Genomic DNA, 18,874 nt, shown 5'->3' with positions numbered 1-18,874 from the left:
CCGGTGCGGCAGGGCGGGAGAAATCGATTTCCCGCACCGGGATGCCACGAAGGTAGCCAGCCGCGCCGGCACGGTCAAGGCCTGCGACCGTGCTGGAAAGGGCTGAAAAGGTCAGCCGAGCGAACCGCCCGAGCCGGTGGAGGTGGAGGCCGAGGCACCGAGGCTGGCGAGGTCACCCTTGGCCGGGTGCGTACGCCCGAGCGGCCCAGCTGCCATCCCCCGGATCAGATTCAGTGTCACCGTGCGCGCGAACGCCACTCCCCGCGCGTCCACAGAGGTTTTCGAGTTCGGTCCGCGCAGCGAAGGCACCCAGTTCATCGAGCCGGTGGCGAAGACGCCGGCGCCCGAGGGCACGGTGTAATACGTGGCATCCGAGAAAGTGTGGATCGACGGCCCACAACTCACCGGCGAATGCGCGACCACCTGCAAATTGGCCGGCGTACCCGGAACCGGATAAGCGCGATCGACTTCCGTCGCGGTCAGGCCCGGGTATTTCGAGCCTTTCACCGCGCCGGTGCCCGCGTACAGGAAGAACGCGGGATCGCGGACGGTAAACGATCCGACCGCCGGGAAACATTCGTAGAGCATTCCGGTCAGCGAATTCTCCGGACGCGGATTCGGTTTGCTGCGCCATTTCGCGGTCGTGTCCGGCCGGTTCTTGACCGGATCGGCATTCGCGTCCTTGTACCCGACCACGACCCGGTCCGCGCCCAGCGCACTGGGCTCGTACCGGACCCGCCAATAGACCGCGTTCGCGCCGAGGAACGCGATATTCGTCCCCGCATCCCGCGCTTTGGTGACCGCGTCGCGCATCGGCACGGTCCAGTACTCGTCATGCCCGAGCGACACCATGCCCCGCGCCCCGGTCAGCGCGTTCGGGTCGGTCGCCACATCCACACTGGTCAGGTACGCGAGCCGAACGCCGCTCCGCTCGGCCAACTGGATCAACGGCATCTCGGACTGCACCAGCGTCCGCGCGCCATTGCCGTCGTACGGCCGGTCGAACGTGACGCGGTGCGCCCGCGACCCGAACGAGTTGTCCGGTCCGCTGTAGAGGGAGTAGCCGCCCCACTGGTTGTACGCCTGGTAGGTGTTCACCGCGTCGACAATCGCCACCGCACCCTGCGTCGACTCCGAGCGGACGGTGATCGGTACGTACTTCTCCTTGCCGTTCGCCGCCTTCAGCAAGAGCAGGTACGCCCCAGCCGGCCAACCGGTGGTCGGTACGGTCAGCGACGGCTGCCACTTGGTGCTGACCAGATGGTCGGCCGGCCGGATGGTCGGCGCGGGTTGCGCACGGCCCGGGACAGACGAGGACTTCCACACCAGTCGTGCACCGGTGCCCCCGTACCAGCCGACCCGGAACGACTCGACGGTGAATGCGCCGGCAGTCGACGTCACGTACAGGCGGAACGGCTGCCCGCTCCGTACGCTGACATGGTCGGCATACCCGGCCAGCTCCATCGGCCCGGCGATCCGGTTGGTGTCGATCTTCCACGCCGTCGTACCGGGCTTGGTGTTCTCGGCCACCGCAGCCGCACTGGGCGTAGAGGTGGGGGTGGTGGCGGGCGCCGAACTCGCCTGACTACTGGATGACGACGGCTGGGAAGAGGGAGCCGTCGAACGGCATCCCGCAGCTGCCAGGACCACTACCGCGCCAAGCGTCACCCATCGTCGCACTCGCTGCATGCTAGACCGGTTTCTCTTGGAAAGAGCTGAGAGACTCGCACCCCCGGCTGGATCGTTGGCCGGGGGCGCGAGTTGCCGGTGCAGGGACCGGCGTGGCGGCATCAGGGGAGCTCAGGGAGCACTGATGACACCGACCGGTGGCACCTGGACGGTGCGGTGGTGCGGCGTGCCGCCAAGGACGACCTTGCGCAGCGCGACGTTGTTCTTCGTGTTCGACTCGAACAAGCGGTGCTCCGGGTTCGCGGTCACCTGCACGAAGTACGTACCGTTCGGCAGGTTGGTGATGTCGAACGACTGACCCGGCAGCGTCTGTACGTACGTGTCGCCACTGCCCACGTCCAGCACCTCACGGACCGACAGGGAACTGTGGTCCCCGCAAGCGGTGTGCAGATCGGTGTTCTCCGGGTGCCAGTTCGCGTTCTTCACGGTGTAGTCGATCGAGTCCGTCGCAGCCAGGCAGAACGCCTCCTTCTGGCTACGAACCACCTCCGACTGCTTGGAGTTCAGCAGGCTGTAGCGGGCGAAGTCGGTGAAGTGCCAGTGGTTGTGACCTGGCCGTCCGTCCCACTCCAGCGTTCCGGTGTTGTGGTAGCCGACCTGCCTGCCCTTTCCGTCGTAGAAGTACTGGTACGCGTCCATCAGGTCCTTGCCCTGCCGGCGGAACCCGTCCAGCACCAGCGGCGACGGACCGGCGTTCCACACCGTCGCGGAGAACTGCAGGAAGTCCTTGTTCGCATCCGGCGTGCCCGCATCGCCCGGCACGGCCTGGATGCCCCAGGCCGGCACCGGCCGCAGGTCCGGCTTCGGGCCGTTCGGCACGCTCTGCTTCCCGGTCGGCCGGGCCGCGTTCGGCTTCGGCGCGATCGACTTCTTCGCCGCCTTCTTTCCGCCGAAGCACCCGCGGACACAGTCCTGGGACTTCTGGACGGTGACGTTCAGCGTGACCGCGGCATCGTTCGCGCCGATCTTGAAGAAGTCCCGGTACGCCTTGCCGACCGTGACGACCGCCTTGTACTTGCCAACCGGCAACTGCACCGGATCGGCGTCGTTGTCGTACGTCCGCGAGGACCAACCGGTCTGCAAACCCCAAACCGCACCCTGGGTGAACGGGTTCGCCGAACAACCGTCCGGGTACGGCGAGGTGGCCGGCGCGTCCGGCCGGGTACGCGACCCGTCACCGTTCAGGCAGAGCGACTGATCCTTCTCGAGCACCTTCTTGCCGGCCGAGTTGGTGACCGTCACGTGCAGGAACTTCCCCAGCCCGGAGAAGTCCTTGACCAAACCCTTCGGCAACTGCCGGGCCGCCTTGCCGTTGACGAACTGTGTCGCGACCACCGGGGACGCGTACGACGCCCGGTTCGCGCGGACTTCGATCGGCGCGTTGCCCGCGACCACATGCGTGCCGAGGTCGAGGTCGACGCCGTAGTCCTGGACGTTGTCCAGCGTCACATTGATGCTCCCGGCAACCAATTTCAAGGCCGGCCGCGCCACGGCCGGCGCCGGGCCCGGCGCCTGGCCCGGTGTGCTGGACGCCGCCGAGGCGCCCGTGGCCGCGAGTGCGACCAGTCCTGCCGCTCCGGCCACGGCAACCGCCGATCGGCCGAGCTTTCGTGCTGTCACGATGATGGAACCCCCTCTTGCAAGCGACCGGCATCCTCACGAGCCGGCCTGCTGCTGGTACGACGCCCCGCCGGGGCGCCGAAGTTGATCACGGTTCCGTGGCAGTCACGTCACAGCAAGTCAGCTGACCTAGATATTTGACGAGGCAAATTAAGCAATCCTGGGCTCGGACAGGCCCGCTCACTCCGCCCCGGAGGTCGTCAAATGGGACTCGTCGGTGAAGCAACGCTGATGGGACCTACCGCAGTGGATCGACGACGCCGGCCCGGGTCACCGAAACAACCTGGACGCGCTGAACGTCGGCGTCGGCGCGATGGACGGCCTGACCGAGGCCGAACGGCAGAGCTACCTGACTTTTTGGGCGATCAACGCGGCGCCGCTGTTCGTCGGCGACGACCTGACCAAGCTGGCCGACTCCCCCGCCACCGTGACCGGAAGGTTCGACCAGCTGGGCATCGGCGGCAACAAGGCAACCGTCCGCGACATCTGGGGCAACTAGAACTCCCACAACGTCACCGGTTCAGTCAGTGCACAACTGCCCGCGCATGGTTCGAAGCTGTACAGGATCGCCCCGAACGGCGCCGGTGTGCCGGCCGACCTGACCGCAACCGACGTCAGCCGTAACTCCGGATCGCTCGATTGGCGGCCGAGCGCGGGCGCCACGTCGTACCAGGTGTTTGCCAACGGCAATCAAGTCGCGAGCAGCCAAGGTACGAGCGTGGTGGTGAACGGGCTGTCCCCGCAGATGGAGTACAAGTTCACAGTGCGGGGCGGGCGTACATCGGAAGCAGTGCGCCCATCACGCTCCACACGTCGAATCCGGTGCGCTACGAAGCTGAGGCACCGACTAGTACGCGACAACGACTGGGGTACGCCACAGGTCACGTACCTGCCGGTGAAACTCACCGCCGGAACCAACTCGCTCAAGATCAGCAACCCGAACGGCTACATCGCCGATATCGACTGGATCACCGTCTGACCAACCTGGGGTGAACAGCAACCGCTGTTCACCCCAGGTACTTCAGATGCCGGCAGTGGTGGCGCCATCCATCGTGATGATCGACGCGGTCACGTAGCTCGCCATCGGTGACGCCAGGAAGACCGCGACGTTCGCGACCTCGTCCGGCTCGCCGACGCGGCCCATCGGGATCTCCCGGACCAGGTCCTCGAGGAGTTCCTCCTTCGGCCGGCCGGTCGCCTTCACCGCGGCCTCGAGACCTTCGTCGACCCGGGCCGTTCGCGTCGTCCCGGGATTGATCACGTTCACCCGGACGCCCTGCCCGGCGTACGCCTTCGCGTACCCGACGGAGGCCAGCATCAGCGCCGCGTTGGCCGCGCCACCTCCGATGTGCAAGGGATTCGCGGCGCGTCCACCTTGGCCGACGACGTTCACCACCGCGCCACTGCCGCGCGCCGCCATCCCCCGGATCACCGCCTCGCTCGCATGCATGTACGTGAAGTACTTCGCGTCCATCGCCGCATGCAGCGCCGCACTATCTAGGTCGTTCACCGGCGTACGCCGAGCAGCGCCCGCACAGTTGATCAGGATGTCCGGTACACCGATCCGCTCGAAGACCGCCTTGGTCGCGGCGGGATCGGTGAGGTCGACCGCCTCGACCTCAAAGGACACGTCCTGCTGCGCTTTCGCGAGGTTCGACGGGTCGCGGGAGATGCCGGTCACCGTCGCGCCTTCGCGCACCAGCGCCCGTACGCAGGCCAGACCGATGCCCTTGCTCGCACCGGTGACCACCGCGGTCTTGCCCGAGAGTTGCAGGTCCACTCACTTCTCCTTGTGACATCGATGTACTCGGCAACGAATCGGATTTACCGCTGTTCCGAGCTTGAACGCATCCGTACGATGGGTGATCAGATCGACACTCTTAGTTTCGACGCCTGATGCCCGAGCAGTTGCCCTGAGCACCGACGCCGGAGGAATCCCCTCGTGCCGACCTCAACCACCTCTCACTCGCCACCGGCTTCCGCCTGGAAGTCGATTCTCCATCACGACCTGCCGGCTTCGCTGGTGGTGTTTCTCATCGCGATACCGCTGTCGCTGGGGATCGCCGCCGCGTCCGGCGCCCCACTCATCGCCGGCCTGGTCGCCGCCGTCGTCGGCGGTGTCGTCGCCGGCGCGCTCGGCGGCTCACCACTCCAGGTCAGCGGCCCCGCGGCCGGCCTGACCGTCGTCGTCGCCAGCCTGGTCACGCAGTTCGGCTGGGCCGCGACCGCCGCCATCACCTGCGCCGCCGGACTGCTGCAGATCCTGCTCGGCGTCACCCGGATCGGGCGCCTGGCCCTGTCGCTGTCGCCCGCCGTCGTGCACGGCATGCTGGCCGGGATCGGCGTCACGATCGCTGTCCAGCAGCTGCACGTGGTGCTCGGCGGCAAAGCCCAAAGTTCATTGATCGCCAATGTGGCCGAGCTTCCCGCACAACTCGTCACCCATCACGGCCACTCGGTCGTGGCCGGCGTGCTGACCGTCGCGATCGTGCTCGCCTGGCCACGGATACCGAAAGTCAACATCGTCCCGGCGCCGCTGGTCGCCGTGGTCGCGGTGACCGCGCTGGCAGCGATCGCGATGCCGCATGTCACCCGCGTGGACCTGCCGGACAAACCGCTTGAAAGCCTGATCCTGCCGAAGTTCCCCGACGGTACGCCGGTCGAGCTGCTCACTGCCGTGCTGACTGTCGCTCTGGTCGCGAGCGTCGAGTCGTTGCTGTCGGCCGTTGCCGTCGACAAGCTTCATCGTGGCGCCCGCAGCAATCTCGACCGCGAGCTGATCGGCCAAGGCGCCGCGAACGCGGTGTCCGGCATGCTCGGCGGGATGCCCGTGACCGGCGTCATCGTCCGCTCGTCCACCAACGTTGCGGCCGGCGCCCGGACCCGCGCCTCCTCGATTCTGCACGGGTTGTGGATCGCGGCCTTCGTACTCGCGGCCGGGGCGATGCTCGAGCTGATCCCGATGGCCGCGCTGGCCGGTGTCCTACTGGTGACCGGCCTTCGGCTGGTGCAGCTCGCCCATATCCGTACGCTGCGCCGGCACGACGAGCTGCTTGTGTACGTGGTGACTGCAGTAGGTGTGGCCGTACTAGGCCTGGCCGAAGGAGTCTTGATCGGCCTTGTGCTGGCGTTGATCCGCGTCTTGTACCGGCTCGCCCGCGCGACCGTGATCTCGACCGAAACGGGCGGTGTGTGGACTGTCCGGATCAGCGGCGCACTGGTCTTCCTCGGCGTCGCCTCGCTGGTACGGCAGCTGCGGTCGATTCCGGCCGGCGCACACGTACGCGTCGAGCTGACCGTGGAACATCTCGACCACGCGGCGTACGAAGCCATCGAGGACTGGCGGCGCGGTCATATCGCCCGCGGCGGTTCGGTCGAGGTACTGCGGTCGACGGCAAAGATGCTGGACGGCGTCCGCGAGTTCGAGGCGTCGGCGGAGTCGATCCGGCCGATGCTGGCGAAACTCGCGGCCGAAGGACAACGGCCGGAGCATCTGTTCATCACCTGTGCCGACTCGCGGATCGTGCCGACGATGATCACCACCAGCGGCCCGGGCGACCAGTTCTGCGTCCGGAACATCGGCAATCTGGTCCCGCCGAAAGGGGCGAACAGCAGCTCGGTCGACGCCGCGATCGAGTACGCGGTCGATGTCCTCGGGGTCCGGTCGATCGTGGTCTGCGGTCACTCGTCCTGCGGCGCGGCGGCGGCCACGCTCGCCGCCGACGCACCCACCGGCTCCGGGCTGCAGGCCTGGTTGCGGCACTTCGAACCGTCGGTCAGGCACGCGGTCGGGCTGCCCGACATCAGCGACCCGGCAACCGGTGTGAAGCTGATCGCAGCGGACAAGCTCTCGGTCGCCAACGTCGCCGTCCAGCTGGAGAACCTCCGCAGCTTCCCGTCGGTCCGGCGGGCCGAGGAGGAAGGCAGGCTCGAGCTGATCGGGCTCTGGTTCGACATCGGCGCGGCCGCGGCCAGGCTGGTGCTGGACCGCGAGCCCTTCCTGGCCCGCGCCGACGGCGAGCTGTCGAAGATCAGAAGCAACGGGACGGCGAGCGTGATCGCCACCAATCCGTCCAGCCAGTAGTGGTTCGCGGTCACCACCACGACCAGAAAGGTGAGCACCGGGTGCGCGATCCACAGCCAGCGCAGGCGTGAGCGTGTCACCCGGATCATCACCACCGCGACCATGAACGCCCAGCCGACATGCAGGCTGGGCATCGCGGCGAACTGGTTCGCGACACCGGAGTGCGCGCTCGGTCCGTACACGGACTGCCCGAGCAGCACGCCGGTGTCCACCCAGCCGGCCATCATCCGCGGCGGCGCGAGCGGGAAGAACATGTGCCCGACCAGCGCCAGCCCGGTCAGCGACGCGAACGCCCAGCGCGCTTTCCCGTACGCGGCCGGGCGGCGGATCATCAGCCAGAGCAGCACCGCCGCGGTCAGCGGGAAGTGCACTGTGGCGTAGAAGAGGTTCGCCGCGTGGGCGACGCCGTCGAGCTCGAGCGCCTGCCGCTGGACCGCCGCTTCACTCGGCAACCCGAGCCAGGCCTCCCAGCGGATCAGCTCGTTCGCGTGCCGGAACGCCGATCCGGTGTGGTCGGCGGAGAGGAAGCGGCCGAGGTTGTACACGCCGAAGAGCACGGCGAGCAGGGCGACCTCCCGGACGATCCGCCACCATCCCCCGCCCGGCTTTGGTTCCACGGGCTGTTGCGCCACCCGCTCGATCGTCACCTGCGCCATGCCGACCCCCCAGCTCAAACCGAACGCACGTTCTCCTGAACACCTTGCGCCCGGGCTCACGCCGAGATCAAGAACGGTCATTCGTTTTCCGTTGTGATCCTTGGCACCATTTCAAATTATCGCAACTTGCTGATAATTGCGAAAAATATGAACCACCTCACACCCCTGAAGCCGCCGGACGAGATCAGCTGGGTCCTCGCCCGCGCTACCCGCGCTCAGCTGACCGGTGCGGCGACCGGTCTGATCCTGCTGGTTCACCGAAGGGGCGAAGTAGAGCGCGCCGGCCCAGTAGTACAGCGGCGCGTTGCTACTGATCTTCGCCGCGGCCGGCGTGGTGGTGGGTCAGCCGACCAGGGACGACTTGGCGGTGTAGGTGTTGCAGGCTGCCGGGGTCGCTGCGTCGAAGCCGGCCGACGTCCAGTGCGCGTGGTTCGGGCCCTTGCCGTGGTCGTGCTCGGTGTCGATCGTGTCCAGGATCGCCTTGTTCCAGACCGCCAGCCAGTCCGGCGTGACCGGGAAATAGTTGCGGTCGGCACCGATGTAGACGCCGCTGAAACAGGACGCCTGCAACTCCATCCGCCGGGTGCCTTCGAGGTGCGCGTCAACGCCGTTCAGCGTTTTGTCGTGCTTGTACAGCGCGGTGAGCATCCCGGTCAGCGCCTGGACGTGATGCCCGTACTCGTGCCCGATCTCCAGCGCCATCCAGGCCCGCGCCCAGTCCGGATCGTCGCGGGCGATGTCGAGGTGCGTCGCGGCGTCCATGTAGATGGTGCCGTCGCAGTAGTAGTCGCGTCCGTCGTCGACCGTACATGGCGACGACGGGGACTGGCCGAGTACGACGACGAGCTTCGGCTTGGTAAAGGTGAACCCCGCTTTGCGGATCGCCGGCTCCCAGGCCTTGTCCAGACAGGCGAGGTACTGCGTGAAGTACGCGCGGACGTTGGCCAGCGAGGTCGGTTCGTACGCGGGCTCGGCGCAGCGTGCGGCCGGGAGCGCTCCGACCCGGTAGATCGGGTTGCTGGCCAGAGCGGCCGGCATCGGCGGCGCCGAGACGGGGGCGGTCGAGTCGGGGCCTGGGGTGCCGGAGGTCGTCGGCACGGCCTCACGGGCCTTGGCGACCTCGGAGGCGGCGGCTGCATCGGCGTCCGAGGTGGCGTCCTTCTTCGACGTACAGCCGGACAACAGGATCACTGCGGCGGCGCAGGTCGCGAGGAGGGCCCGTGGGTTCACAGGGGGAAATGTAAACCAATCAGCCGCCACGCCGCCCCATCAGGACACTCCCACTGCCGCCACGCCGTTTCGTCAGGACAGCTCGCGCGGTTGTGAATGATTATCGAAGACATGCGGATCAGCCGTACTTTCTTGACGGCCGCCCTCCTGATCGGCGTGCTGGTACCGACGCCTGCGCAGGCAGCGGCGACCTTCCCACGGATCGATGCCAGTGGCTTCCAGCTCGTCTCCGGCGACACGTTCGCGACGTACGCGGCCCGGGTCGCGCAGTTGGAGACCAAACCACAGCTCGCACCGGTCGGCGTCAGCGAAGTACTCGCGGCGTCCAACCGGACCGGTCGGCCGTTGTGCCACGGCACGTACCTGAACGCGTCGCTCAACCCACAAGGGTTCTGCTGGCAGGACGGTGAGGACGACGCGCAGAACGTCTGGATACCGCAGGGAGTCAGCGGCTCTGGTGACGCGCAACCAGCCGGCGGCGCGCAGCGGGTCGTAGTCGCCACCTGGCACAACAGTGACGACAGTGCGATCCGGGTGTCCTTCCTGGACGTGGCTACGAACAAGTACCGGCATGTCCTGCTGGTGGAGCCCACTGCAGACGGGAACTTCCAGGCGATCGCGGGGCACGGCCATGGGCTGTTCTGGTCCGGCAACATGTTGGTGGTAGCGACAGGTGGTTCCGTACTGCGGGTGTTCGACCTACGGCACATCTGGCGTACTGACACCAGCACCGGTGAAGTGGGACTGGGTACTGACGGCAAGTACCACGCGCTCTGGCATGCGTTCGCACTACCTCAAGTTGGTGCGTACTGGTACGCCGGTGGTGGTTGCGCCAACACCACAGGTACCAAACCGTGCTTTGCGTCGCTAGGAGTCGACCACGGTGGTACTGGTTCGTTTGTCGCGGCTGAACACACCACGCGCGGTGGCGGCCGGATCGTACGCTGGCCACTGGACGAAAGCACCGGACTCCCCCGCGCGGGCGCCGACGGTGTCGTACGCGCCGTGGAAGCGTTCGACTCGCCGGTGTGGGGCATGCAGGGCGCGGTGTCGTACAACAACGAGTTCGTCATCTCCGGGGTGTGTCCGGAGTACGCGGGGAACATCGGTGACGGTATCGACTACCCGAGCTGCCTGCACCGCGGTACCGGCGGAGTGTCCACTTCGGTCTGGACCAAGGCACCGAAGAACACCGAGAACCTGTCGTACTGGCCCGCTACCCACGAGCTGTGGCTGATCAGTGAACAGCTGCGCGAGCGCGTGACCGTGCATGTGCCCTTCCCCTGAGGGTTGACCACTCGCCTGTAAGGATGGGCGAGTGAGTGAGTTCTGGAACAGCATCACGTCGGTGCAGCCTGATCCGTCGTCGCAGTTGGTGATCGGTACCGGTGTGGTCGCGCTGCTGCTGATCGCATGGCGGCCGATCTGGCAGTACACGCGACAGGTCGTGACGATCGCGCACGAAGGTGCACACGGCCTGATCGCGGCACTGGTCGGCCGGAAGCTGTCCGGGATTCGTCTGCACTCGGATACATCCGGTGTCACCGTGTCGCGTGGGCGCCCTACCGGCGCGGGCATGATCGCAGTACTACTGGCCGGGTATCCCGGTCCTGCCTTGTTCGGGTTGGCCGCAGCGTTCGTACTCAGCCGCGGGTACGCCGTTGCGCTGCTGTGGGGCCTACTCGTCGCACTGCTCATTCTGCTGCTGCAGATCCGCAACCTGTACGGGCTGTGGTCCGTGCTGGGTTTCGGTGCCCTGGTCTTCGGGGTGTCCTGGTGGGGCTCGCCGTCGGTGCAGTCCACGTTCGCGCACCTGTTGACCTGGTTCCTGCTACTGGCCGCGCCACGCGCAGTGCTGGAGCTACAGCACTCGCGGCGGCGCGGGCAGGGCCGCAGCTCGGACGCCGATCAGCTACGAAGGCTGACCGGCGTACCGGCGTTGCTGTGGGTCGGCGTGTTCGGCCTGGTCACACTCGGCTGTCTGGCTGTTGGCGTCATGTGGTCCGGCGTACTGCCTGGATAGTCAGTGCTTGACCGGCTGGCCGGACGCCGGGTCCAGGTACAGCGCCTTGTTCTTGCGGTGGAAGTCGAACAGGTTGTCCAGCGAACCGGCCTTCTCGTCGAACGAGTAGTTGCCGATCGGATCGGTCTTCCAGTTGTCTTCGACGAACTTCAGGATCGACGACTGGTCAGTGGTCGTGTGGTCGACGAAGTTCTGCTTCGCGTACGGCGAGATCACCAGCAAGGGCAGCCGCGGCCCGTACCCACACCGGTCCTGGTAGCCGCCGGCGATCCGGGCCGGGTTCGTACCGCAGGTCTTGTCAGCGGTCAGCCCGTCGTGCGCGGTGTCGTTGGACTGGTTCACCACCGGGCTGACCTGGTGGTCGTACCAGCCGTCGCTGTCGTCGTACGAGATGACGACGGCGGTGTTCTTCCAGTCCTTCGACTTCTGCAGCCGGTTGATGGTGTCGACCAGGAAGTGCTGCTCGTCCAGCGGAGTCGAGTACCCGGCGTGGCCGTCCTGGTACGCGGCTGCCTTCAGGTAGCTCACCGCGGGCATCGAACCGTGGTCCACCGACGCCCAGAAGTCCGTCAGGTCGTACTGGTGGTTCGCCGGACCGTTGTGGCCGATCTCCTGCACCGAGGCCGGCGGCGTGTGCTGCAGGTTCTGGGTGCTCTTGTAGTACTGGAACGGCTCGTGGTGCGCGATGTAGTCCGCGCTGCTGGCCCCACCGACGTCCTTGTGCGTCGCCTTGCAGTCCGCGAACCCGCCCTGGAACCAGCCCCAGCTGACGCCCTTCGCGTTCAGCAGGTCGCCGACGTTCTTGTTCTTGCTGTCGGTCGACGTGGAGGTGTCCCGGGTGTCGCACTTGTCGCCCGCGGGCTGCGGGTCGCCGATCACCGTGCCGGACGCGGCCGGTACGGCGTCACCGTCGGCGCTGAAGCCGTGCGTCTGGCCGGAGACCAGGTTCAGCGCACCCGGCGTCGACGGGCCGTACACGGTGCCGAACGAGTTGTCGCTCATCGCGTAGTGCTGGGCGTAGTTCCACATCCCGGTGACGGTGTTGCCGTCGTAGTACCCCATCACCAGGCCCTTGCCGTGACCGTAGTCGGCACAGGTCGCGCCGCCACGACCGACGGTCTCGACCACCTTGTCCATCAGGCCGGAGTCGACGGCCTTCTGCTCGTCGGTGTAGCTGTGGTCCTGGTCGCAGGTCTGCGCCTGGTCCCGGCCGAGCCGGAACGGCTGCGTCGAGTTGGGGTTGTTCGGCGCGGCGAGTGGGGCGTTCAGGCCGTTCACGGTGGGCGTACCGGCGGCCGCGGTGAAGCGCGGCTCACCCGCGGTGTTGGCGGCGTTCGGGTAGGTCGCGAAGTAGTGGTCGAACGACACATTCTCCTGGAAGATCACCACCAGGTGCTTGATCGGGGTGCTGGTCGGCGCACCCTGATCGTGGCCCAGGGCAACGGCGGGGACGGCGACCGCGGCGATCAGGGCCGCGCCGAGTCCGGCGGCCAGGGGAAGCCGGCGTTTGCTGCGGACGAACACGTTCTAGCTCCTTCGGGCTGTGCGAGCCGGAGCCGTCAGGTCGACGGCGCATCGGCTCACCCAGCCTCGGTCCGCAGTCCGCCGGCCGCGAGCCGTCGGAGGCGAACAGCTGGGAAACGCCTCGGTGCTTTTCACTCAGAATCGCTCAGCTACCTGAAATATCTCTCAAGGACCACCAGCTGTGATCGTGCGGCCCCGCAGCGCCAGCGCCGCGACCGCGGGGAATTGTCCGACCTGGAGACTACGGTGGCGGGTATGAAGACGAGTGAACTGCTGATCGATGCCCACAGCCGGGTTCAGGAAGTCGTGCACGCCGTCGTGGCGGGGCTCGACGACAAGACGCTCGCCACCCGGCCGGGTGGGACGGCCAACTCGATCGCCTGGCTGATCTGGCACCTGACCCGCGTCCAGGACGACCATCTGGCCGACGCCGGTGGCTATGAGCAGGTCCACACCGCAGACGGCTGGCATGAGCGGCTCGGGCTGCCTCTCGACGCGGCCGACACCGGCTACGCGCACACCCCGGAGCAGGTCGAGCAGGTCAAGCTGAGCGCGGACAAACTCATTGGGTACTACGACGCGGTGCACGCGCGGACGGTCGAGTTCCTCCGGCTACTCAGTGACGACGACCTGGATCGGATCGTCGACCGCCGGTGGGACCCGCCGGTCACCCTCGGAGTGCGGCTCGTCAGCGTCATCGACGACTGCACTCAGCACGCGGGGCAGGCGGCGTACGTGAAGGGTCTGCTCAGCTGAGCGTGGTTTGCCAGAGGGCTGCGCCGGCGATCAAGTAGAGCTTGTGATCCGGAAGCAGCGCGGCACTGGTCACCGGTCCTGTCGGGCCGGTTGAGTCCTGTACGGTCCAGTGCCCGTCCTGCCCGCTGACCAGCTTCACTTTGTTGTCCTGAGCAACGATCTGGACGATGGTGTCGCCGGTGACGACCGGCGGCGGCAGCTTGTCCTTGTCGCCGACTGGGATCGACGGGACGCCTTGAAGCCGCTTCGCCGTGCCGGACGCGTCCAGTCGCCAGAGCGCGAGCTGACCGTCGACGTAGCCGGAGATCACACAGTCCTTGGCGCAGGTCGCCGTGTTGGCCTGACTGCGGTTTCCGGGATCGGGGAGGACGATCCGCGACCAGCCCTGGTTGAGCTTCGTGGACCACCAGACCGCTGCTTCTTGGGCGACCACTCCGGGCGCAAGCCGTACCTGTGAACCGGCAAGCACGATTCGCGCGCCCAATGTCGTACCAAAACCGGGTCCGACCAGGAGGGACGGCGTGCTCTGCAGGGCTGTCTTCGCTGGGCTCTGACGGGTCCACTTCGCGTCGGCGCCTTCCGGTAGCCAGACCATCGCGTCGTTGCCGGTCTGTACGCCACCCCACGAGCCGAGCAGCGCCCTGCCGGCCGGCGTGATGACTGCGCTGTACAGATCACCGGCGGTCTGGCCGCCGAATGTGAAGAAGTTCTGCGGGTGCTCCACGAGTGCGGTTTGCGGACTGCCTGTCCAGACAGTCCAGCGGGTGTTGGAGTGCGCACCGCCGGCGGCTCCGCCAAGTGCGAGCAGCTGCTTGCCGTCGTACGCGATCGAGTACCAGATGGCTTCGAACGCGTACGGGCTGGCCGGATTGGGCTTGACCGGGATCTCAGTGCGTTTGCCGGTCGCATCTAGGAGTTGCAGCTCGGGTACTACCTTCGCGCCACGGTGCCGTAGGCCGACGAGCAGCTGGTCGTCGTGAGCAGTCAGGGTGACCGGCTCGGCTGGGCCGACGTCGACCTTGGTCCAAGCGACCGGAGCTGGCGTGGGTTGTTTGTTGGCAGTGCATGCGGTGAGGGCTGCTGCGGTGCACAGCACCACCGCGACCAGGATGGCATGGCTTCGTGGTGGGCGGTTCATGTCGGCGGCCTCGGTCAGCTGCTCTGGTCAGCGGCTTTGCGGCAGCTTGGTGGTCTTCTTACGGGCGGTTCGTGGCGCGGACGGCGGCGGTACGAGCGGGCCGATGTCGCCGTCCGGAGCAGTGTCCAAGTCGATGATCACCGGCGCGTGGTCGCTCGGACCCGTACCCTTCCGGGCCTTGCGATCGATCCACGCCGCCCGCACCCGCTCCGCGACCGGAGCGGTGGTCAGCATCAGATCGATCCGCATCCCGAGGTCCTGGTGGAACATGCCCGCGCGGTAGTCCCAGTAGCTGAAAACCCGGTCCTCCGGCCAGCGTTCACGGACCACGTCGTGCAGGTCCTTGGCTGCCATCAGGTCCGCGAGCGCCTGCCGTTCCGGTGCGGTCACATGCGTGTGGCCCACGTACGCGGCCGGATCGAAGACGTCCGCATCGGTCGGCGCGATGTTCATGTCGCCGCAGACGATCTGCTCGTCCGGGCCGCCCGCGACGACCTCGGCCAGCGCCTTCAGCCAGGCGAGTTTGTACTGGTAGTGGTCGGAGTCGGGGACGCGCCCGTTCGGGACGTACAGCGAGTGAATCCGGATGCCGCCGCAGGTCGCCGCGACCGCCCGCGCCTCCGGATGCGGGAAGCCCGGCGCGCCGGCGACCCCGGTCACGAGGTCGTCGAGGCCGACCTTCGACAGCAGGGCGACCCCGTTCCACTGCGGCTCGCCGAACAGACCGAGCTCGTACCCGCGGGCGGTCAGCTCGTCGCCGAGCAGCGCGGTGAACGCGTCGTCGGTCAGCTTGGTCTCCTGCAGGCACACGACGTCGGGTTGCCGCTCGTCCAGCCACCCGAGCAACCGCGGCATCCGCTGCTTGACCGAGTTCACATTCCAGGTCGCCACTCGCATTCGAGCAAGGTTACGCGCGGCCTCCGCCGAATGGGACGTCGTAGTCGAAGATCCAGTCGTTGCGATGGTCCGCGCCGGCCTTGCGCAGGAAGATCGGCAGCATCAGGTCCCGGATCGCGACCGAGATCCGGGACTTCGACACCCGCTTCTGCTTGTCGATTCCGGCCGCGTACGCGACCAGTTTCTCGGCTCGGTCCCGGCGCGCGTCCTCGTACGCCTGGAGGCCGTTGTCCTTGCCCAGGTGGTTCGCGAGCACTACCGCGTCCTCGAGCGCCATCGACGCGCCCTGGCCGGCCGACGGACTCGTCGCGTGGACGGCGTCGCCGACCAGCACCGCGCGGTCGTTCCACCACGGCTGCACGCGCGGCAGGCGGAAGATCGGGTAGACCGTCACCGGGCCTTGGGTCGCGGCGAGGATCTGCGGGACCGGCGCGGGGTCGTCCGAGTGCAGTTCGCGCAGCCGGGCGAGCCAGTCGTCGGACGTCGCGCCGCTGCCGATCAGTCCACTCCGGTCGGCCGGAGGCGCGTCAGCGGTGAGGTTCGCGAACCAGTACACCGTGCCGTCCTGCCGGACGAGGTACCCGAAGAAGGACCTCGCTCCGAAGACGAAGTGCTGAATGCCCGGCGTCGGTTCGAGTCCTGGTACGCGTGCGAATCCCCCACTGCCCAAGAGCCCGGTGAAGGTCGGTACGACGTCCGGCGCGACGTACTTGCGGACGGCGGACCCGATGCCGTCGGCGCCGATGATGAAGTCGCCGTCCTCCTCCGTCCCGTCGGTGAACCGCGCGGTGACACCGTCAGCGTGCTGATGGACCTCCGCCAGGCGGCGACCGTATGTGAGCTTGACTCCGGCCTGCTCGGCGCCGTCGCGGATGACCTCGTGCAGCCAGGAGCGACGGACCACGACGCCGCCGTCCGCCGGACGCTCGGCCGGACCGTTCGGGACCACTCCGAGCTGCTTGCCGCGTCCGCTCCACATCACCATGTTCGGAGCCGGGTGCGCGTCGGACAGCAGCCGTTCCTCGAGTCCGAGGGTCGAGAGGACGCGACGCCCGTTGACTGCGATGTTCAGGAACAGCCCCGCGAACGGGTCAGGCTCGCTGCGCGCCTCGAACACCGGCGCCTCCCAGCCGTTCCGGGTCAGCAAGGTGGCGACAGCGGGGCCGGCGACACCGGCACCGATGACAAGAGCCTTGGGCATGCGCACTCCTCTAGAGTGGACGATCCGATTACTCGTATCTGTATTCTCTCTCTTAGCGAGAGAATATCCTGAGGAGATACCGATGACCAAACGGGAGTCCCTGCTGGACGACTCCGCCCGCCTGATGCGCGACTTCATGACGTACGCCGTGCTCTTCCAGGACTCGGTCGCCCGGGCGGCCGGCCTGACCGCCAGCGACCTGCAGGCACTCGGCATGCTGATCAACGACGGGCCGGCGTCCCCCGGCCTGCTCGCGAGCCGGACCGGGATCAGCGCGGGTGGCGGCATCACCCAACTGGTCGACCGGCTGGAGAGCGCCGGCTTCGTCCGGCGGGAACGCAGCGCGACCGACCGGCGCCGGGTGGTCGTTTCGCCGGTCGTCCAGGAGGTCGAGCGCCGGGTCGGGCCGCTGTACGCACAGATCGGCGCGGAGTGGCAGGAGTACCTGCAGTCGCTGAGCGACGAGGACCTGCAGGTGTGCGTGAAGTTCATGACCGCCGCCGTGGAGATCAACCGGCGCCATCTCGAACACGACTGATTCCGGCCGGCGCGGTTATCCGGCTCTTGTGATTGATGTGTGGGTCAGTTGCGGCGGGGAGGGATGGTCGCTAGTCGCCGGCGGTGAGCGCGGAGACCCGCACGATGAGTCGGTCCAGCCTTGCGGCGGAGCTAGAACACTCCATGGAGAGTCTGGATACCTGCTCAGCTGTCCACGGTCCGGTAACTGTCCATGGTCCGGCAGGTCGCGCATCGACCTGCCGGCAGCGCCCGTTACGGCCGCGGTTGCAGCGGGCAATCGGCAGCTTGACAGGTAGTGCACTCCCGAGACGCCGTACACCCCGCCCCGTTCACGCTCCAGTGCACTACCCACCCAGCCCATACGTCCTGTCCGCCTGCGCACCACCCGCCCCACAACCCCAGCCCCACCCCGCCCCCCACAACACACCCACCGCACGTCCACTGCACCGTCGCAGGAGCCTTTTCCGCAGCGGGCAGGAGTCTTTCTGGCGCCATTTCAGGAAAAGGCTCGACCAACAACCCCCACCCGACCCACACATCAATCACAAGCGCCGGTTATCCACAGCCGCGAAAGTCGTCGGGGATTTGTGGCCCCGATCCCGGCATTCTCTTGGGCAAGGAGATGCGAAGGAGCGGGAAGCGCGGATGGCGGAGCTGGACTGTGAACCGGCCGACGTGACGGCTTTGGTGGCGTATCTGCGCGACATCGGGCAGCACGAACTACTCACGGCAGAGGAGGTGAACGAGCACTCGTACTGGATCGAGGCGGGCGTGCTCGCGGCGGAGCGGCTGTCCGGCGATCCGGGGCGGCACGATCCGAGCGACCTGCGAGAGGTGGTCCTGCTCGGACGGGACTCGTGGCGGCGAATGATCGAAGGCAATCTACGGCTGGTGGTGTCGCTCGCGCGGCGCTACTCCGGGAAGGGGATTTCACTGCTGGACCTGATTCAGGAGGGCAACATCGGCCTGATGCGCGCGGTCGAGCGGTTCGACCATCGGCTCGGGCACCGGTTCTCGACGTACGCGATCTGGTGGATTCGGCAATCGATCGGGCGAGCAATTTCGGATCGATCGCGGCTGGTGCGGATGCCCGCGCAGGCGTACGCGGACTCGTCGCGGGTGATGGTCAGCCGGCACGAGCTCACCCAGCGACTTGGACGTGAGCCGAGTACGCGTGAGCTCGCGTTCGCGACCGGGCTGACGGTGGCCCGGGTCGAGCGGGCGCAGGCGTGGCGGATGCATCCCGAGACGCTCGATCTGGACGGCGCCGATCCGGTGGTCGACGACGAGCCGATCGTGCTCCGGGCCGCGCTGCGCCGGGACATCGCGCACCAACTGCAGTTCCTGGACGACTTGCATGTTTCCGTCGTGCAGCACCGGTTCGGGCTGCACGGTCATATCCCCTGCACCCCCGAGGAGACCGCTGCTCAGCTTGATCTGACCCCTGAGCGTGTTCGCACGCTCGAACGGGAAGCGCTCCGGCAACTGCGCCGCCGGGCACTCCCCCAACTCCGCGACTACGTCGCCTGAGTCCCCG

General features: G+C 67.3%; 16 protein-coding genes and 1 pseudogene. 8 read left to right on the top strand and 9 right to left on the bottom strand.

Features of this window, described 5'->3' with window-relative positions:
• Positions 1-111 precede the first annotated feature (111 nt).
• Both ABD260_RS20055 and ABD260_RS20050 read right to left on the bottom strand, forming a co-directional pair.
• Positions 112-1,530 (bottom strand): N,N-dimethylformamidase beta subunit family domain-containing protein, encoded by a 1,419-nt coding sequence (locus tag ABD260_RS20055; protein WP_344235129.1) that lies wholly within the window; start codon positions 1,528-1,530, stop codon positions 112-114.
• 270 nt (positions 1,531-1,800) lie between these two features.
• The gene (locus tag ABD260_RS20050; protein WP_344235128.1) at positions 1,801-3,309 is read right to left on the bottom strand and encodes a lysyl oxidase family protein; all 1,509 of its coding nucleotides are present in this window, start codon (positions 3,307-3,309) and stop codon (positions 1,801-1,803) included.
• A gap of 250 nt (positions 3,310-3,559) precedes the next feature.
• Between ABD260_RS20050 and ABD260_RS20045 the strand changes: the two genes are divergently transcribed.
• Together ABD260_RS20045 and ABD260_RS20040 are read left to right on the top strand one after the other, a co-directional pair.
• Positions 3,560-3,808 carry a hypothetical protein gene (locus tag ABD260_RS20045; protein WP_344235182.1) on the top strand — a complete coding sequence of 83 codons (249 nt, stop codon included), beginning with the start codon at positions 3,560-3,562 and terminating at the stop codon, positions 3,806-3,808.
• 87 nt (positions 3,809-3,895) lie between these two features.
• The gene (locus ABD260_RS20040) at positions 3,896-4,288 is read left to right on the top strand and encodes a fibronectin type III domain-containing protein (protein WP_344235127.1); all 393 of its coding nucleotides are present in this window, start codon (positions 3,896-3,898) and stop codon (positions 4,286-4,288) included.
• Between the two features lie 42 nt (positions 4,289-4,330).
• Here ABD260_RS20040 and ABD260_RS20035 read toward each other — a convergent pair whose 3' ends face one another.
• Entirely contained in the window at positions 4,331-5,089 is a 759-nt protein-coding gene (locus tag ABD260_RS20035) for an SDR family NAD(P)-dependent oxidoreductase (protein WP_344235126.1), read from the bottom strand.
• A 162-nt stretch (positions 5,090-5,251) separates the two neighbouring features.
• Between ABD260_RS20035 and ABD260_RS20030 the strand changes: the two genes are divergently transcribed.
• Entirely contained in the window at positions 5,252-7,393 is a 2,142-nt protein-coding gene (locus ABD260_RS20030; protein WP_344235125.1) for a bifunctional SulP family inorganic anion transporter/carbonic anhydrase, read from the top strand.
• Positions 7,394-7,413: 20 nt separating this feature from the next.
• On the opposite strand, the pseudogene ABD260_RS20025 reads toward ABD260_RS20030, so the two are convergent.
• Both ABD260_RS20025 and ABD260_RS20020 read right to left on the bottom strand, forming a co-directional pair.
• A pseudogene (locus ABD260_RS20025) lies at positions 7,414-8,049 on the bottom strand (phosphatase PAP2 family protein); the annotation flags it as partial.
• Between the two features lie 342 nt (positions 8,050-8,391).
• A complete protein-coding gene (locus tag ABD260_RS20020; protein ID WP_344235124.1) occupies positions 8,392-9,279 on the bottom strand; it encodes a neutral zinc metallopeptidase in 888 nt (295 codons plus the stop codon).
• 96 nt (positions 9,280-9,375) lie between these two features.
• Here ABD260_RS20020 and ABD260_RS20015 point away from each other — a divergent pair, with 96 nt between their 5' ends.
• Both ABD260_RS20015 and ABD260_RS20010 read left to right on the top strand, forming a co-directional pair.
• Entirely contained in the window at positions 9,376-10,566 is a 1,191-nt protein-coding gene (locus ABD260_RS20015) for a hypothetical protein (RefSeq protein ID WP_344235123.1), read from the top strand.
• Positions 10,567-10,597: 31 nt separating this feature from the next.
• Complete coding sequence (locus ABD260_RS20010; RefSeq protein ID WP_344235122.1) at positions 10,598-11,302, top strand: M50 family metallopeptidase; 705 nt, start codon at positions 10,598-10,600, stop codon at positions 11,300-11,302.
• On the opposite strand, the gene ABD260_RS20005 is transcribed toward ABD260_RS20010, so the two are convergent.
• The gene (locus tag ABD260_RS20005; protein WP_344235121.1) at positions 11,303-12,826 is read right to left on the bottom strand and encodes a phospholipase C; all 1,524 of its coding nucleotides are present in this window, start codon (positions 12,824-12,826) and stop codon (positions 11,303-11,305) included.
• 255 nt (positions 12,827-13,081) lie between these two features.
• On the opposite strand from ABD260_RS20005, the gene ABD260_RS20000 reads away from it, so the two are divergent.
• Positions 13,082-13,582: a mycothiol transferase gene (locus ABD260_RS20000; RefSeq protein WP_344235120.1), complete on the top strand. Its 501-nt coding sequence runs from the start codon at positions 13,082-13,084 to the stop codon at positions 13,580-13,582.
• Here the strand turns inward: ABD260_RS20000 and ABD260_RS19995 are convergent.
• Genes ABD260_RS19995 through ABD260_RS19985 form a run of 3 tightly spaced genes read right to left on the bottom strand, consistent with a single transcriptional unit; the run spans position 13,575 to position 16,818 of the window.
• Positions 13,575-14,720 carry a hypothetical protein gene (locus tag ABD260_RS19995; protein WP_344235119.1) on the bottom strand — a complete coding sequence of 382 codons (1,146 nt, stop codon included), beginning with the start codon at positions 14,718-14,720 and terminating at the stop codon, positions 13,575-13,577. The two genes, ABD260_RS20000 and ABD260_RS19995, sit on opposite strands and share 8 nt — an antisense overlap.
• Positions 14,721-14,747: 27 nt before the next feature.
• On the bottom strand, positions 14,748-15,617 hold the full coding sequence (locus tag ABD260_RS19990; protein WP_344235118.1) for an exodeoxyribonuclease III: 870 nt from the start codon (positions 15,615-15,617) through the stop codon (positions 14,748-14,750).
• Positions 15,618-15,627: 10 nt separating this feature from the next.
• The gene (locus ABD260_RS19985; protein WP_344235117.1) at positions 15,628-16,818 is read right to left on the bottom strand and encodes an FAD-dependent oxidoreductase; all 1,191 of its coding nucleotides are present in this window, start codon (positions 16,816-16,818) and stop codon (positions 15,628-15,630) included.
• An 82-nt stretch (positions 16,819-16,900) separates the two neighbouring features.
• Here ABD260_RS19985 and ABD260_RS19980 point away from each other — a divergent pair, with 82 nt between their 5' ends.
• Both ABD260_RS19980 and ABD260_RS19975 read left to right on the top strand, forming a co-directional pair.
• Positions 16,901-17,356: a MarR family winged helix-turn-helix transcriptional regulator gene (locus ABD260_RS19980; RefSeq protein ID WP_344235116.1), complete on the top strand. Its 456-nt coding sequence runs from the start codon at positions 16,901-16,903 to the stop codon at positions 17,354-17,356.
• Between the two features lie 626 nt (positions 17,357-17,982).
• Complete coding sequence (locus tag ABD260_RS19975) at positions 17,983-18,867, top strand: sigma-70 family RNA polymerase sigma factor (RefSeq protein ID WP_344235115.1); 885 nt, start codon at positions 17,983-17,985, stop codon at positions 18,865-18,867.
• The last annotated feature ends 7 nt before the right edge of the window (positions 18,868-18,874 follow it).

It is taken from the genome of Kribbella hippodromi (assembly GCF_039531045.1).
Taxonomy (GTDB): domain Bacteria; phylum Actinomycetota; class Actinomycetes; order Propionibacteriales; family Kribbellaceae; genus Kribbella; species Kribbella hippodromi.
Note: the sequence above shows the minus strand (reverse complement) of the source record. Positions and strands in the feature narration are given on the sequence as shown.

What these genes read in the sequence shown, in the direction of transcription:
- ABD260_RS20015 (WP_344235123.1), top strand. Translation starts at nt 9,376, where the DNA reads ATGATTATCGAAGACATGCGGATCAGCCGTACTTTCTTGACGGCCGCC.
- ABD260_RS20000 (WP_344235120.1), top strand. Translation starts at nt 13,082, where the DNA reads ATGAAGACGAGTGAACTGCTGATCGATGCCCACAGCCGGGTTCAGGAA.
- ABD260_RS19995 (WP_344235119.1), bottom strand. Translation starts at nt 14,720, where the DNA reads ATGAACCGCCCACCACGAAGCCATGCCATCCTGGTCGCGGTGGTGCTG.
- ABD260_RS19990 (WP_344235118.1), bottom strand. Translation starts at nt 15,617, where the DNA reads ATGCGAGTGGCGACCTGGAATGTGAACTCGGTCAAGCAGCGGATGCCG.
- ABD260_RS19985 (WP_344235117.1), bottom strand. Translation starts at nt 16,818, where the DNA reads ATGCCCAAGGCTCTTGTCATCGGTGCCGGTGTCGCCGGCCCCGCTGTC.
- ABD260_RS19980 (WP_344235116.1), top strand. Translation starts at nt 16,901, where the DNA reads ATGACCAAACGGGAGTCCCTGCTGGACGACTCCGCCCGCCTGATGCGC.
- ABD260_RS19975 (WP_344235115.1), top strand. Translation starts at nt 17,983, where the DNA reads ATGGCGGAGCTGGACTGTGAACCGGCCGACGTGACGGCTTTGGTGGCG.